The organism is Achromobacter sp. 01N37, from assembly GCF_056399725.1.
The window spans coordinates 1-14459 of record NZ_JBFTRX010000006.1 but is presented as its reverse complement, the minus strand read 5'-3'; the positions used below and the strand labels follow the sequence as shown (position 1 = coordinate 14459).

Genomic DNA, 14459 nt, shown 5'->3' with positions numbered 1-14459 from the left:
CGCGCCGCGCCACACCCTTATGTATCCGCAGTGCCATTCCAGGAGCGACTCATGGGCACACTGATTGGAACCTTTCTGCTGTTGATGATTCTGGGCTTGCCGGTGGCGGTGTCCATGGCAGGCGCATCGCTGTTGTTCGTATTGATCTCGGGCAGCGTGCCGGATGTGGTGGTCGCGCAGCGCATGATTGCGGGCGTCGAATCGTTTCCCTTGCTGGCCGTGCCGTTCTTCATTCTGGCCGGCAACTTGATGAACATCGCCGGCATCACCGGCCGCATCTATAACTTTGCGGTGGCGTTGGTGGGCTGGATGCGCGGCGGGCTGGGGCAGGTGAACATCATCGGCTCGGTGGTGTTTGCCGGTATGTCCGGCACGGCCATTGCCGACGCCGCGGGGCTAGGCACCATCGAAATCAAAGCCATGAAAGATCATGGCTACGAAACGGAATTCGCCGTCGGGGTAACGGCGGCCTCGGCCACGCTGGGCCCCATCATTCCGCCGTCTTTGCCCTTCGTTATCTACGGCATGATGGCCAACGTGTCGATTGGCTCGCTGTTCCTGGCGGGCTTGTTGCCGGGCGCGGTGCTGACCATCCTGATGATGCTGACCGTGGCCTATTACGCCCGCCGCAATAACTGGGGCGGTGACGTGGCCTTCAACTGGAAGCGGCTGGGCGGCGCGGGGTTGGAAGTGCTGATCGTGCTGTCGTTTCCCTTGTCGATCTGGTTGATGACGCTGGCTGGCGTGTCGCCCAACGTGGCCACTGGCATTGCATTCGTGGCGTTGCTGGCGCTGGATTGGCGCTTCAACTTTTCTGCGGTGATGGCGTTGATGGCGCCGGTGATCTTGATTGGCGGCATGACGCTGGGCTGGTTCACGCCCACTGAAGCCGCCGTGGCCGCGGTGATCTGGGCGTTGTTCCTGGGCTTGGTGCGCTACCGCTCGATGACGTTCAAGACCTTGGCCAAAGCCACCTTCGACACGATCGAAACGACCGCGTCCGTGTTGTTCATCGTGACGGCGGCATCTGTGTTCGCGTGGCTGCTGACCACCACGCAAGCCGCGCAAACGCTGACCGACGCCATTCTGAGCGTGACGCAGAACAAGTGGGTGTTCCTGCTGATGGCGAACGTGCTGATCCTGATCGTCGGCTGCTTCATCGACACCATCGCCGCCATCACCATTCTTGTGCCGATCTTGCTGCCCATCGTGTTGAAGCTGGGTATCGACCCGATCCACTTCGGTCTCATCATGACCTTGAACCTGATGATCGGCCTGCTGCATCCACCAATGGGCATGGTGCTGTTCGTGCTGGCGCGGGTGGCGCGGCTATCGGTTGAACGCACCACGATGGCCATTCTGCCGTGGCTGGTGCCGCTGTTCGTGGCGCTGATCGCCATTACCTACATCCCGCAGATCACGCTGTGGCTGCCCACCGCCATGGGCATGGCCGGCAAATAAGGAGCGCGTACTCATGTCGCAAAGACTGCAAGGCAAGACCGCCATCGTTACCGCCGCCGGCCAAGGTATCGGCCGCGCGGTAGCGGAAGCGTTTGCGCGCGAAGGCGCGGATGTGCTGGCCGTGGACATCAATGCTGACGCGTTAGGCACGTTGTCGGGCTGCCGCACCCAAGTGGTGGATGTGACCGACGGCCGCGCCATTCAAGCGCTGGTTGAAGGCGCGGGGCCGGTCAACGTGCTGTTCAACGGCGCGGGCTTCGTGCATGCCGGCACCATTCTGGATTGCGATGAAGACGCGTGGGATTTTTCGTTCAATTTGAATGTGCGGTCCATGTACCGGCTGATGCGCGCCTGCCTGCCCGGCATGCTGGCGCGCGGCGGCGGTTCGATTGTGAACATGGCGTCGGTGGCGGGCAGCATCAAAGGCGCGCCGAACCGCTGCGCGTATGGCGCGACCAAGGCCGCCGTCATCGGCTTGACCAAGGCCGTGGCCGCCGACTTCGTGGCCCAGGGCATCCGGTGCAACGCCATCTGCCCCGGCACGGTGGAATCCCCCTCGTTACGGCAACGTATCGACGCGCAGGCGCAGGCCAGCGGGCAGCCCGTCGCCGCCGTCGAAGCCGCGTTCACCGCCCGCCAACCGATGGGCCGCATCGGCCGCACCGAAGAAATTGCCGCGCTGGCGGTGTATCTTGCCAGTGACGAATCCGCCTTCACCACCGGCACCACGCAGGTGATCGACGGCGGCTGGTCCAACTGACCGCACCCATTTTTCGCAACAAGGAACCGATATGAAATTGATGCGTTATGGCGCCAAGGGCGCCGAGAAGCCCGGCCTGATCGACATGCAAGGCAATGTGCGCGACCTGTCTGGCGTACTGCCCGACATCACCGCCGAAACGCTGGCCGGCGCGCGGCTTGCCGAACTGCGCGCGCTGGACCCGGCATCGCTGCCGCTGGTGGCCAACCCCGGCCGCGTCGCGCCGCCGTGGCGTGGCATGGGCAAGTTCATCTGCATCGGCTTGAACTACGCCGATCACGCCGCGGAATCCGGCCTGGCCGTGCCGGCCGAGCCCGTCATCTTCATGAAGCCCACGTCCGCAGTCGTGGGCCCGAACGACCCGGTCGTGCTGCCGCAGGATTCCGTCAAGACGGATTGGGAAGTGGAACTGGGGGTGGTCATCGGCGAACGCGCGCGCTACGTCAGCGAGGCCGACGCGATGAAGCACGTGGCCGGCTACTGCATCGTGAACGACGTGTCTGAACGGGAATATCAAATTGAACGCGGCGGCACGTGGGACAAGGGCAAGGGTTGCGATACCTTCGGCCCCATCGGCCCGTGGCTGGCCACGGCGGACGAGATCCCCAACCCGCAAGACCTGGAGATGTGGCTGGAAGTGAACGGCAAGCGTTTTCAGAACGGCAGCACCCGCACGATGGTGTTCGGCGTGGCGCAACTGGTGGCGTACGTCAGCCGTTTCATGACGCTGTATCCGGGCGATCTCATCAGCACGGGCACGCCGCCCGGCGTGGGCATGGGGCAAAAGCCCGCGCCCGTGTACCTGAAAGCGGGCGACGAAATGAAGCTGGGCATCGCAGGGCTGGGTGAACAGCGCCAGCGCGTGCATGCCTGGGACCCGGCGCTGATCGATGGGTAGCCTCGTCAAGCCCTCCCATGAAGCCCCCGTCTGCAATTTGCGATGACCCTTCCCCGTCGATTTCGGTGAGGGTCATCGCCCCGCGCACCCCTTAACTTTCCGGAGGTCTCATGTCCCACGCAGACATGGCAGTGATACGCATCCACCCGGCGGACAACGTCGTGATCGCGCGGCGGCAACTCGTCAGCGGCACGCGGCTGGAAGGCGAAGGGGTGACGGTGCAGGGGCTGGTGCCGCCCGGTCACAAAGTGGCCGTGCGCGCCATCGCGGCGGGCCAGCCGGTGCGCCGCTACAACCAGATCATTGGCGTGGCGCGGCAAGACATCGCGCCGGGCCAGCACGTGCATACGCAGAACCTGGAGTTCTCGGAGTTCGAACGGGACTACGCGGTGGGGCAGGGCGCGCATCCCACCGACTACGTGGCGCAACCCGCCACCTTCGACGGTATCGTGCGCACCGATGGCCGCGTCGCCACGCGCAACTACATCGGCATCCTGACCAGCGTGAACTGTTCGGCCACGGTCGCGCGCGCCATCGCCGACCACTTTCGCCGCGACATCCATCCTGAAGCGCTGGCGTCCTGTCCGAATGTGGACGGCGTGGTGGCGCTGACGCATGGCGCGGGCTGCGCCACCGGCAGCGAAGGCGAACCGCTGCGCGTGTTGCGCCGGACCTTGGGCGGCTACGCGCGGCACGCCAATTTTGGCGGGCTGATGGTGGTGGGGCTGGGCTGCGAAACGAATCAGATCGGCGGCCTGATGGAACAAGAGGGCTTGCGCGAAAGTGGCTTGCTGCACACCTTCAACATTCAGGACACGGGCGGCACACGCAAGACGGTGGCGCGCGGCATCGAACTGGTGGAGCAAATGCTGGAGCAGGCGAACCAGGTGCGCCGCCAGCCGGTGCCCGCCAGCCACCTGACCGTGGGCCTGCAATGCGGCGGGTCTGACGGCTATTCGGGCATCAGCGCCAACCCGGCGTTGGGGGCAGCGGTGGACTTGCTGGTGCGCCATGGCGGCACCGCCATCCTGTCCGAAACGCCCGAAATCTATGGCGGCGAACACCTGCTGACGCGCCGCGCCGAAACCCCAGCCATTGCCGACAAGCTGCTGGCGCGCGTGCGCTGGTGGGAAGACTACTGCGCCCGCAACGACGCCGAGATGGACAACAACCCGTCGGCCGGCAACAAGGCGGGCGGGCTGACGACCATTCTGGAAAAGTCGCTGGGCGCCATCGCCAAAAGCGGCACCACGAACCTGACCGACGTGTTCGAGTACGCCGAGCCCGTGCGCACGCGCGGGCTGGTGTTCATGGACACGCCGGGCTACGACCCCGTGTCCGCCACGGGCCAGGTCGCGGGCGGCGCCAACCTGATCTGCTTCACCACCGGACGCGGTTCGGCCTACGGCTGTGCGCCCGCGCCGTCGTTGAAGCTGTCGACCAATACGGCGTTGTGGCAGCGCCAGTCGGACGACATTGACATCAATTGCGGTGAAGTCGTCGACGGCGCGCAAAGCGTGGCGCAGATGGGCGAGCGCATCTTCCAGCTGATGCTGAAAACCGCGTCGGGGCACCGCACGCGCAGCGAAGAACACGGCTATGGCCAAAACGAATTCGTGCCTTGGGCGTTGGGCGCGGTGATGTAGCGGCGGCATCGTGGGCGCCGCCGTTGCATTTGGTCACTGTCGCGGTGTCGAAGAAAACGGCGTCTACGGATATCCTCATCGCGCGCCGACTGGCCGGTCATCCGACAGGTGCATGGCGCCTTACGCCATTGGTCAACCATGCTTGAACGTTTGAATACGGAGTCGTTGCCGCGCCTGCCCGCAGACGTGGAAAAACCCCTTTATGACCGCAGCCGCCTGACGCCCGGCATCGTGCATCTGGGGCTGGGCGCCTTTCACCGCGCGCATCAGGCGGTGTTGACGGATCTGGCGATGCAGGCCAGTGGCGATTTGAGCTGGGGCATTCTGGGCGTGTCGCTGCGCAGCGCCGCCACGCGTGACGCGTTGACGCCGCAAGACGGCCTGTACACGCTGGCGCTACGCGACGGCGGCCCCGACGGCAACACGCGCGAACAGCTGCGTGTGGTGGGCTCGGTGCTGCGCGTGATGGTGGCCGAAGAAGACCCCAACGCCGTTTTAGAACGCATTGCCTATCCGCAAACGCGCATCGTGAGCCTGACCGTGACGGAGAAGGGCTACAGCCACGAACCCGCCACCGGCTACCTGCGCTGGGACGATCCGGACATTCTTCACGACCTGGAAAACCCGCATCGTCCGCGCAGCACGATCGGCATCCTGGTCTACGGGCTGGCACTGCGCCGCGAGCGCGGCCTGCCGCCAGTCACCTTGATGTCGTGCGACAACCTGCGTGGCAACGGCGACATGCTGCGCAGCCTGGTGCTGGCCTTTGCGCTGCGTGTAGACGTGGCGCTGACGGCGTGGATCGACACGAACTGCACGTTTCCGAATTCCATGGTGGACCGCATCGTGCCTGGCACCGATGATGAAGACCGCCAGCGCATCACCGGGCGTCTGGGCGTGGAAGACGCCTGGCCTGTGGTGGGCGAGCCCTATCTGAACTGGGTGATCGAAGACAAATTCGCCGCCGGCCGGCCTGCATGGGAAACGCAGGGCGGCGCGACCTTCGTGCGCAACGCCGCGCCATACGAACGCCTGAAGCTGCGCATGGTGAACGGCCCGCACTCCACCTTCGCCTATCTGGGCGCGCTGCTGGGGCACGAGACGATCAGCCAGTCGGTGCAGACCCCGGCGCTGCGCGACTTTGTCGACGCGATGATGCGGCTGGAAATTGCGCCCACGTTGAAGGGTATTCCGGACAGCGGGCTGGAGGAATATCGCCGCCGCTTTTTGGCGCGCATCGCCAACGCGGCGCTGCGGCATCCGACGCCGCAGGTCGCCATGGACGGATCGCAGAAATTGCCGCAACGGCTGCTGGACACGATCCGCGACCGGCTGCGCACGGGCGACGACATCCAGCGCCTGACGCTTGCGGTGGCGGCGTGGCTGCACTATCTGCGCGGTGTCGATGAGCAGGGCGGGCGCTACGTCATTCAAGACCCGCTGGCGGCGCGTCTGGCCAAGCTGATGTCGCGCGCCGATGTGGCGGCGCGGGCATCGGCGCCGTCGGCGGCCGCGCACCGCCGGGCGATGGTGCTGGCGAGCTTCAAACCGGTCTTCGGTGAGTTGGGCAAATCGCCCGAATTCGTCGAGGCGCTGGCGACCCATCTGGAAACCCTGCGCGAGCATGGCGTGATGCACGCCGTGGAGGCCGCAACTTAAGGAGCGCTGCATGCATGCGGAAAGCCGAGTGGACGCCGTTGAGTGGGAACGCTGGGGCAACGATTGCCTGCGCGTGCAGGGCTTTACCGACGATGATGCGCGCTGCCTGACGGCCAGCCTGGCGCAAACCAGCCAGTGGGGCATTGATTCCCACGGCATCGCCCGGCTGCCGCATTACCTGAACCGTGTCGCGCAGGGCTCCATCCTGGCGCAGCCCGACATGCGCGTTGAACGTACCGGACCCGGCACCGCGCAGCTGCATGGCGGACAGGGGCAGGGCATTGTGGTGGCGCACCGCGCCAATGCGCTTGCCATCGAACTTGCGCGCGAGGCGGGCATCGCGGCCGTCGGCGTCAGCGATTCGTCGCACTGCGGCGCCGTGGGCCTGTATAGCCGCGCGGCGGCGCGCCAGGGCTTGATCGGCATCGCCTTCACGCATTCGGATTCCATCGCCGCGCCTTTCGGCGGCCATCAGGCGTTCTTTGGCACCAACCCCATTTCGCTGGCGTTCCCGCGCGCGGGCGCCGAGCCGTTGTGCCTGGACATGGCCACCACCGCCATTCCGTGGAACCGCGTCATGAACGCGCGGCGTGACGGCGTGGCCTTGCCGCCCGGCGTGGCGCTGGATGCGCAGGGCCAGGATTGCACCGATGCGGAACAGGTGCGCGCATTGCGGCCCTTGGGCGGCGAGGAATACGGCTACAAGGGCTACGGGCTGGCGATGATGATCGAGCTGCTGTGCGGGCCGCTGAACGGCAATCCGTTCGGCCCGCATATTTCGCCGATGTACGCCGAGTTGGAGCGGCCGCGCGAGCTTGGCGCGTTCTTCATCGTGATCGACCCGGCGCGCTTTGCTGGCGGTGCGGCGTTGGCAGGTGTGGTCGCGGCGATGGCGATGGAGTTGTCGCAAGCACCGGGCGCGCCACGCCTGCCGGGCGACCCGGAAGCCGCCGCGCAGCGTGTACGCCAACGCGACGGCATCCCCGTGCCGCCTGCGCTATGGGACGAGATACAGGCGTGGAGCCAGCGGCTGGGCGTGGCGCCGCCAGTGCGGCGGCCCTAAAACTACACACCCAGGTATTGCAGCAGCCGGGGCTCGTCATCCAAAAACGCCTGCGACGAACCGGTCCATGCCACGCGGCCCTTTTCCACGATGGCGTGATGGTCGGCCGTGGCCAGCAGCGGTTCCAGGTTTTTGTCGATGCACAGCACCGCCAGCCCGGTCTGCTTCAAGGTGTCCAGCGCATTCCAGATTTCTTCGCGCACGACGGGGGCCAGGCCTTCGGTGGCTTCGTCCAGAATCAGCAGCCGGGGGTTGGTCAACAGCGCGCGCCCGATGGCCAGCATCTGCTGTTCACCGCCCGACAGGTGGCTGCCCAAGTGCCGCGCACGTTCCGACAAGCGCGGAAACAACGCGTAGACGCGTTCCAGCGTCCACGGTTGCGCGGCGCCTTGGCGGTTGTGGGCAGTGGCGATCAGGTTTTCGCGCACCGACAAGTTGGGAAAGATATGGCGGCCTTCGGGCACCAGACCAATGCCGCATTGCGCGACCTTATAGGCGGGCAGCCGGCTGATGTCGCGCCCGTCGAAGGTGATGATGCCTTGGGTGGCGCGGGTCAGCCCCATCACCGCTTTCACGGTGGTGGACTTGCCCATGCCGTTGCGGCCCAGCAAAGTCACGAATTCGCCGGGGCCGATATCCAGGTCGATGCCGAACAGCGCCTGGCTGGCGCCATAGTGCGCAGTCACGCCGCGTAGCGATAGCAGGGCGCTCATGCGGCGGTCTCCTGCGGGTGTGTTGCTTTGGCATTGGCGCTGACTCCGGCGCTGGCGCTGACTCTGGCTCTGGCTCCGCCGCTTCCCCGTTCACTGCCCAGATAGCATTCGCGCACCTGTGCGTTGTTGCGAATCTCGTCCGCCGTGCCGCACGCCAGCGCGCTGCCGTAGACCAGCACGGTGATGCGATCAGACAGCGCGAAGACGGCTTGCATATCGTGTTCCACCAGCAGAATCGTGTAGTGCCCGCGCAGTTGCAGCAGCAGGCGGGTCATGGCTTCGGATTCGTGCTGGCTCATGCCCGCCATCGGTTCGTCCAGCAACAGCAGCGACGGTTGGCAGGCCAGCACCATGGCCAGCTCCAGTTGCCGCAACTCACCATGTGCCAGCTCGCCCGCAGGGGTGTGGGCGCGGGCGGATAAGCCAGCAAGCGCCAGCGCATCGTGGGCGGGTTCGGTCAGCGCCGCGGTGGACAGCACGGGCGTCCAGAACCGAAAGCTGTGGCCGCGCCGCGCCTGCACCGCCATCACCACGTTTTCCAGCGCGGTGAAGGGCTTGAAGACCGAGGTGATCTGATACGAACGCGCCAGGCCGTGGCGCACGCGCTTTTCCACCAGCATGCGTGTGATGTCGCGGCCGTTGAGCAGCACGCGTCCGGCGTCGGGCCGTAGTTCCCCGCTGAGCTGGCCGATCAGCGTGGTCTTGCCTGCGCCGTTTGGTCCGATCACGGCATGCAGTTCGCCCGGCAGTACATTCAAAGACAGCTTGTCGGTGACGGTCAGGCCGCCATAGCGCTTGACCAGATTGTCGACTTGCAGCGCGGCGCTCATCGCGTTTCTCCTGATGGCGTGCGCAGTGGCGCGGCGCGCTTGCGCCACGGCGTGTCGCGCAAGTTTCCGTACACGCCCCGGCGCGATACCAGCACCACGCCCACGATCAGCAGGCCCATGATCAGCATCCAGTGGCCGGTCAAAAGCTTCAGGCCTTCTTCCAGCAGCAGGAACGTCAGCGCGCCGACGACCGGCCCGAACAGCGTGCCGATGCCGCCCAGCACCACCATCACAATCAGTTCGCCGGACGTCGTCCACGCCAGATAGGACGGCGACACGTACATCGTCAGGTTCGCCAGCAACACGCCGGCCACGCCGCAGATCATGGCTGATATCACGTAGGCCGCCAGCCGGTAGCGCAAGGTGGGAAAGCCCAGTGCGCGCATGCGCCGTTCATTGGCCTGGCAGCCGCGCAACGCCATGCCGAATGGCGCGTGGATCAGGCGATGCATCAGCCACAGCACGGCCAGCATGACGCCAAACGCCGCGTAGTACAGCGCAAGCGGCGTATCCAGGCGGAAGAGGCCGAAGTCGCTGCCGGCGAACAGTGACATGCCGTCGTCGCCGCCAAAGCCATCCAGCCCCGTCGCCAGAAAATAAAACATCTGCGCAAACGCCAGCGTGATCATGATGAAGGCAATGCCAGACGTGCGCATCACCACGTAGCCGCTGACAAGCCCAACGACGGCGCACGCGCCCAGCGCGCCCGCCAGATGCAGCCAGCCGCTTTCAATGCCGTAGTGCGACATCACGCCGACGGAATACGCGCCCAGCCCCAGGTACAACGCGTGGCCAAAGCTGACCATGCCGCCAAACCCCAGCAGCAGATTCAACGCCAGCGCCGCCACGCCGTAGACCAGCACGCGGCCGAATAGCGCCAGCAGAAAGGGTTCGCCCTGCCATTGCGCATAGGCGGGCACCAACGCCAGCAACAGCAACAGGGCGGTGGCGACGAGGGTGCGCGGAGAGAACTGAAGCATGGTGTTCTCCTTATCCGTGCTTGACGGGAAACAGGCCTTGCGGCCGCATGGCCAGCACCAGCGCCATCACCACGTAGATCAGCATCGACGCAATGGCCGGGCCTGCCGCGTTGGCGGCGGCGGGTGGCAAGGCGGCGCGCAGCAAGGTCGGCAGCAATGCGCGGCCCAGCGTGTCGATCAGCCCCACCATCAGCGCGGCCAGAAACGCGCCGCGCACCGAGCCGATGCCGCCGATGACGATCACCACCAAGGTCAGGATCAAAATGGGTTCGCCCATGCCCGTCTGGGCCGACAGGATGGGTCCTGCCATCAGCCCCGCCAAACCCGCCAGCACCGCGCCCAGCACGAACAGCAAGGTGTTCAGCCGCGCGATGTTCACGCCCAGCGCGCCCACCATCATGCGGTCGGTGGACCCGGCGCGAATCAGCATGCCCAGCCGCGTGCGGTGGATCAGCACATAGCAGCCGGCCGCCACCAGCAAGCCCACCACGATGATCAGGAAGCGGTACAGCGGATACGTGACGCCCAGGATGTCGATGGTGCCCGACAGCCAAGACGGCAGGCCCATGCTGATGGGCGCCGGGCCCCAGATGATGCGCGTGAGTTCGTTGAAGAACAGGATCAAGCCGAAGGTGGCCAGCACCTGGTCCAGGTGTTCGCGCGGATACAGGCGCGCCAGCGCGATGCGGTCCAGCAGCAGCCCCAGCGCCGCCATGCCCGCGATGACGGCGGCGGCAGCCAGCAGGAATGAGCCGGTGTGACGGAACACGGTGGCCGCGATGAACGCGCCCATCATGTAGAGCGAACCGTGCGCCAGGTTGATGAAGTTCATGATGCCGAACACCAGCGTCAGGCCGGCCGCCAGCAGGAAAAGCAGAATGCCAAGTTGCAGGCCGTTCAAGGTCTGCACTAGCAGCAGCGTCATCGACATGGCAATTACTTCATGACGCACTGGGCGGCGTACTGGTCCGAGACCTTGGCCAGGTCCGGAAAGATCGGGCCTTTGTTCACGAACGCCACCTTGCCATCCGCGCCCGCTTCGACGTCGGCGCGGAAGAAGCCGGCCACCGGGAAGTGATTGGGCTGATAGCGGAATTCGCCACGCACCGAGGGGAAGTCAGCGGCTTCCATCGCTTTGCGCAAGGCGTCTTTGTCGTCGGTCTTGCCGCCGGTTTTCTTCAGCGCCGAGCCGATCAGCTGCGCGGCATCGAACGATTGCGCGGCGTAGCTGGACGGCTCGCGGCCGTATTTCTGGCGGAACGCTGCGGCAAACGCCTTGTTGGCGGCGTTGTCCAGGTCAGGCGAATACGGCACGTTGGTGACGGCGCCCAGCGCATCCTTTTGCAGGGCGGGCAGCGTAGCGCCGTCGATGGTGTCCACCGACAGCAGCGGAATCTTGCCAAAGAGCCCGGCCTGGCGATACTGCTTGATGAAGTTCACGCCCATGCCGCCGGGAAAGAACACGTAGGCGGCGTCGGGCTTGGCGTCGGCCAACGCGGCCAGTTCCACCGAGTAGTCGGGCTGGTTGACCTGCGTGAACACTTCGTTGGCGATGTCGCCTTTATAGAAGCGTTTGAAGCCAGCCATGGCGTCTTTGCCAGCCTGGTAGTTGGGCGCCAGCAGATAGACTTTCTTGAAGCCCATCTGGTTGGCCATTTCACCGCTGCCTTCGTGGCGCTGCGTGTTGTTCCACGACGTTGAGAAGAAATACGGCGAACAGTCTTTGCCGGCCAGATTGGTGGGGCCGGCGTTCGAGCCCACCAGGAACACCCCGGCGCTGGTGACCGGGCGCACCACGGCAAGCATTACGTTGGAATACACCACGCCGGTGATGATCGGCACTTTGTCGCTTTGCACCAGCTTGCGCGCGGCCTGCACGCCCACTTCCGGTTTGAACTGATCGTCTTCCTTGATGACCTGCACCGGCACGCCGCCCAGCTTGCCGCCGCCTTGGTCCACGGCCAGCATGAAGCCATCCAGCTGGTCCTGGCCGAGCACGGAGCCGGGGCCGGTCAAGGTCGTCAACAGGCCGATCTTCACATCGGCCAAGGCAGTGGTCGATAGCGTCAAGCCCACAACCGCGGCGGCGGTCAGCATGGAGGTGCGTGTCATGATGGTTTCCCTTGAGTTGCCGTGTGTCACGGTCGTGGTGTGGTGCTGCGTTGCGTTGCGTTGTGCTGTGCTGCGCCGTCGTGCGTGACGTGTTACGCGTTCAGGCCGAAGAACGTCATCGTGTTGCGGAACAGAATCTTCTGCTGCACGCCCGGCACCAGCTCGGCATGCGTGACCAGGCGGCCGACTTCCTGCTCGCCTAGCGGGTAGGGGTAGTCGGAGCCGAGCAGCACGCGGTCTTCGCCCATGACGTCGATCAAGAGGCGGAGCGCGTGCGGGTCGAAGACGGCGCTGTCGGTGTAGAAGCGGTCGGTGTAGGACGAGGGCAGTTGCGGGCAATCTTCACGGACGATGTCGCGATGCCGCCAGGCGTTGTCGACGCGGCCCAGCAGGAACGCGAAGCTGCCGCCGCCATGCGCGAAGCACAGCTTCAGGCTGCGGGGAATGCGTTCAAACGCGCCGGACAGAATCAACGACAGAATGCCCAGCTGCGTTTCGGCGGGCATGGCGACCAGCCACGGCAGCATCCATTTCTTCATGCGGCCGTCGGTCATCATGTCCCACGGATGGACGAGCACGGGGATGTTGTCGTGGGCGCAGTGGATCAGAAACTGCACGAGCGTGTCATCGTCGAGATCGCGTGGGCCGACGTGGTTGCCGATCTGCACGCCCAGGTGCCCTGCTGCGCGCGCACGCGTGGCTTCCTTGCAGGCCAGGTCCAGGTCTTGCAGCGGCACTTGCGCCAGCGCTTTCAAGCGCGTCGGCGCATGCGCGCAGTGTTCCAGCGCCAGGTCATTCATGCGCGCCGCCCAGTCAGCCGCGGCCTGCGCGGGGTAGGTGTAGCCGAACATGATGGGCGTGGCGCACAGGATCTGTAGGTCGACGCCGTGGCGGTCCATCTGTTCGATGCGCAGCGCCGGGTCCCACAAGGTGGCGTCAACGGGGCGGAACGGCCGGTCGCCCGCCATGATCTGGCCGGTGGAACCGTCGCCATCGGGGCGCAGCCAGGGCGCGTTGACGGGATCAAGCGCCGCCGCTTCCTGCCGCGTGATGGGCGGAAAGAAGTGGGCATGCATGTCGATTTTCTGAATCATGGGAACGGCTTCGCTGGGTGGTGGCGTTAGGCGGGTGTGGCGTGTTGGGTGGGGTGGGGCTGCTGTGTGTGGCCTTTGCCGGGGTGGACTTCACCGCAGCCGGGGCAGGTGCGTTGTTCGGTGCTGGCGTAGAAGGCCTGGAACAGCGGCGGCAGGTCGGTGACGATGCTCTTTAGCTGCACTTCGACGCGATGCACGAGGTGGCCGCAATGTGGGCAATACCATTCGAAGCCGTCAAGCATTCCCAAGGGGCGCTGACGTTCGATGACGAGACAGGCGCTGTCGGCTTCGGGGCGTTGCGGGGAATGGCGGACGTGTGGCGGCAAGAGGAAGATGTCGCCTTCTTTGAGGTCGACACGTTCGGGTTTGCCGTCGACCCAGAGCGATAGCCAGGCGTTGCCTTTGATCTGATAGAAGAATTCTTCCAGCGGGTCGTCGTGATAGTCGGTGCGATGGTTCGGGCCGCCCACGACGGTGACGATGAAGTCGGCGTCTTGCCAGATCTGCTGGTTGCCAACCGGTGGCTTGAGAAGATGAGCGTGGTCTTGAATCCAGCGCTGGAAATTCAATGGCGGGCCGTAGGCGGGCATGTTGCTCTCCGGGTGGGGGATATGGGGAGTCTAGGGGGCGGGGCGAGTTGGGGGTAATAGAAATTGTCGGGGTGGGTATTCTGGTTTTCTATTGCGGGTTTTCCTTGATGGGAATGGGTTGGGGTCTTGAGGTGGGATGGGGTTGGAGTGGGGGCTTTAGGCGTTTTGTGTGGTGGGGTTGGATTTGGGTTCTTTAGGCGTTGTGTGCCGTGGGGGTGGATTTGGTTCTTTAGGCGCACTGTGCGTTGGGGGCCTGGGGTGCGCGGGTCAACGATTGCGGTCCGGAGCCTTCGCTCCGGACTGCCCCGTCGTCATCTTCGTTGCGGCCTGCGGCCGCTGCCTTCAGATTCCCTCGGGCGCATCGACTCCCCGCGCACCCCAGGCCCCCAACGCACAGTGCTCCGCCAGCGGCAATTTCACGGTCGCGGGGCAGAGTCGTGTGCTTAGGGTTCTTGCCGCCAGTGGGGTGTGGGGGAAGATCTTGCGGGGCTTGCCCCAGGCCGGCTGTGGTGGTCAAGTTTTAGTGGACACGTCGATAGGTGTTTTTTGGACGCTGGCTGGCTTCATAGGCAGCCGGCGTCAGATAGCCCAGCGTAGAGTGCAGCCGCCGGGTGTTGTAGAAGTTCTCGATATAGTCCTGGATGTCACGCTGT

General features: G+C 65.1%; 14 protein-coding genes. 6 read left to right on the top strand and 8 right to left on the bottom strand.

Annotated features, from left to right (window positions below):
* Positions 1–51: 51 nt before the first annotated feature.
* The 6 genes from AC1DSJ_RS15615 (at position 52) to AC1DSJ_RS15590 (ending at position 7487) form a co-directional block, all read left to right on the top strand.
* Positions 52–1461 carry a TRAP transporter large permease gene (locus AC1DSJ_RS15615; RefSeq protein ID WP_006227624.1) on the top strand — a complete coding sequence of 470 codons (1410 nt, stop codon included), beginning with the start codon at positions 52–54 and terminating at the stop codon, positions 1459–1461.
* 13 nt (positions 1462–1474) lie between these two features.
* Positions 1475–2221 (top strand): SDR family oxidoreductase, encoded by a 747-nt coding sequence (locus tag AC1DSJ_RS15610; RefSeq protein WP_054423116.1) that lies wholly within the window; start codon positions 1475–1477, stop codon positions 2219–2221.
* A 31-nt stretch (positions 2222–2252) separates the two neighbouring features.
* On the top strand, positions 2253–3119 hold the full coding sequence (locus tag AC1DSJ_RS15605; RefSeq protein WP_441371587.1) for a fumarylacetoacetate hydrolase family protein: 867 nt from the start codon (positions 2253–2255) through the stop codon (positions 3117–3119).
* Positions 3120–3229: 110 nt separating this feature from the next.
* A complete protein-coding gene (locus AC1DSJ_RS15600) occupies positions 3230–4765 on the top strand; it encodes a UxaA family hydrolase (protein ID WP_441371586.1) in 1536 nt (511 codons plus the stop codon).
* Positions 4766–4903: 138 nt separating this feature from the next.
* Positions 4904–6424, top strand: a complete 1521-nt coding sequence (locus tag AC1DSJ_RS15595) for a mannitol dehydrogenase family protein (RefSeq protein WP_441371585.1) — start codon at positions 4904–4906, stop codon at positions 6422–6424.
* A 10-nt stretch (positions 6425–6434) separates the two neighbouring features.
* On the top strand, positions 6435–7487 hold the full coding sequence (locus AC1DSJ_RS15590; protein ID WP_441371584.1) for an Ldh family oxidoreductase: 1053 nt from the start codon (positions 6435–6437) through the stop codon (positions 7485–7487).
* 2 nt (positions 7488–7489) lie between these two features.
* On the opposite strand, the gene AC1DSJ_RS15585 is transcribed toward AC1DSJ_RS15590, so the two are convergent.
* From AC1DSJ_RS15585 to AC1DSJ_RS15550, 8 genes are all read right to left on the bottom strand, one after another.
* Complete coding sequence (locus AC1DSJ_RS15585; protein ID WP_441371583.1) at positions 7490–8200, bottom strand: ABC transporter ATP-binding protein; 711 nt, start codon at positions 8198–8200, stop codon at positions 7490–7492.
* On the bottom strand, positions 8197–9030 hold the full coding sequence (locus AC1DSJ_RS15580) for an ABC transporter ATP-binding protein (protein WP_441371582.1): 834 nt from the start codon (positions 9028–9030) through the stop codon (positions 8197–8199). The genes AC1DSJ_RS15585 and AC1DSJ_RS15580 overlap by 4 nt, the downstream gene beginning before the upstream one ends.
* Positions 9027–10010, bottom strand: a complete 984-nt coding sequence (locus AC1DSJ_RS15575; RefSeq protein ID WP_346551463.1) for a branched-chain amino acid ABC transporter permease — start codon at positions 10008–10010, stop codon at positions 9027–9029. Before AC1DSJ_RS15575 ends, AC1DSJ_RS15580 begins: the two co-directional genes overlap by 4 nt.
* A gap of 10 nt (positions 10011–10020) precedes the next feature.
* On the bottom strand, positions 10021–10941 hold the full coding sequence (locus tag AC1DSJ_RS15570; RefSeq protein ID WP_175170875.1) for a branched-chain amino acid ABC transporter permease: 921 nt from the start codon (positions 10939–10941) through the stop codon (positions 10021–10023).
* A 5-nt stretch (positions 10942–10946) separates the two neighbouring features.
* Complete coding sequence (locus AC1DSJ_RS15565; protein ID WP_441371581.1) at positions 10947–12122, bottom strand: ABC transporter substrate-binding protein; 1176 nt, start codon at positions 12120–12122, stop codon at positions 10947–10949.
* Positions 12123–12214: 92 nt separating this feature from the next.
* The gene (locus AC1DSJ_RS15560; RefSeq protein WP_054423099.1) at positions 12215–13216 is read right to left on the bottom strand and encodes an amidohydrolase family protein; all 1002 of its coding nucleotides are present in this window, start codon (positions 13214–13216) and stop codon (positions 12215–12217) included.
* Positions 13217–13242: 26 nt separating this feature from the next.
* Positions 13243–13806, bottom strand: a complete 564-nt coding sequence (locus tag AC1DSJ_RS15555) for a 3-hydroxyanthranilate 3,4-dioxygenase (RefSeq protein ID WP_175170873.1) — start codon at positions 13804–13806, stop codon at positions 13243–13245.
* Between the two features lie 520 nt (positions 13807–14326).
* The gene (locus AC1DSJ_RS15550) at positions 14327–14449 is read right to left on the bottom strand and encodes an IS3 family transposase (RefSeq protein WP_441371697.1); all 123 of its coding nucleotides are present in this window, start codon (positions 14447–14449) and stop codon (positions 14327–14329) included.
* Between the last annotated feature and the right edge of the window lie 10 nt (positions 14450–14459).

Excerpts from the sequence above, each read along its gene's own strand:
- AC1DSJ_RS15590 (WP_441371584.1), top strand. The coding sequence starts at position 6,435 with ATGCATGCGGAAAGCCGAGTGGACGCCGTTGAGTGGGAACGCTGGGGC.
- AC1DSJ_RS15565 (WP_441371581.1), bottom strand. The coding sequence starts at position 12,122 with ATGACACGCACCTCCATGCTGACCGCCGCCGCGGTTGTGGGCTTGACG.
- AC1DSJ_RS15610 (WP_054423116.1), top strand. The coding sequence starts at position 1,475 with ATGTCGCAAAGACTGCAAGGCAAGACCGCCATCGTTACCGCCGCCGGC.
- AC1DSJ_RS15585 (WP_441371583.1), bottom strand. The coding sequence starts at position 8,200 with ATGAGCGCCCTGCTATCGCTACGCGGCGTGACTGCGCACTATGGCGCC.
- AC1DSJ_RS15555 (WP_175170873.1), bottom strand. The coding sequence starts at position 13,806 with ATGCCCGCCTACGGCCCGCCATTGAATTTCCAGCGCTGGATTCAAGAC.
- AC1DSJ_RS15570 (WP_175170875.1), bottom strand. The coding sequence starts at position 10,941 with ATGTCGATGACGCTGCTGCTAGTGCAGACCTTGAACGGCCTGCAACTT.
- AC1DSJ_RS15605 (WP_441371587.1), top strand. The coding sequence starts at position 2,253 with ATGAAATTGATGCGTTATGGCGCCAAGGGCGCCGAGAAGCCCGGCCTG.
- AC1DSJ_RS15575 (WP_346551463.1), bottom strand. The coding sequence starts at position 10,010 with ATGCTTCAGTTCTCTCCGCGCACCCTCGTCGCCACCGCCCTGTTGCTG.
- AC1DSJ_RS15615 (WP_006227624.1), top strand. The coding sequence starts at position 52 with ATGGGCACACTGATTGGAACCTTTCTGCTGTTGATGATTCTGGGCTTG.
- AC1DSJ_RS15580 (WP_441371582.1), bottom strand. The coding sequence starts at position 9,030 with ATGAGCGCCGCGCTGCAAGTCGACAATCTGGTCAAGCGCTATGGCGGC.
- AC1DSJ_RS15600 (WP_441371586.1), top strand. The coding sequence starts at position 3,230 with ATGTCCCACGCAGACATGGCAGTGATACGCATCCACCCGGCGGACAAC.
- AC1DSJ_RS15595 (WP_441371585.1), top strand. The coding sequence starts at position 4,904 with ATGCTTGAACGTTTGAATACGGAGTCGTTGCCGCGCCTGCCCGCAGAC.
- AC1DSJ_RS15560 (WP_054423099.1), bottom strand. The coding sequence starts at position 13,216 with ATGATTCAGAAAATCGACATGCATGCCCACTTCTTTCCGCCCATCACG.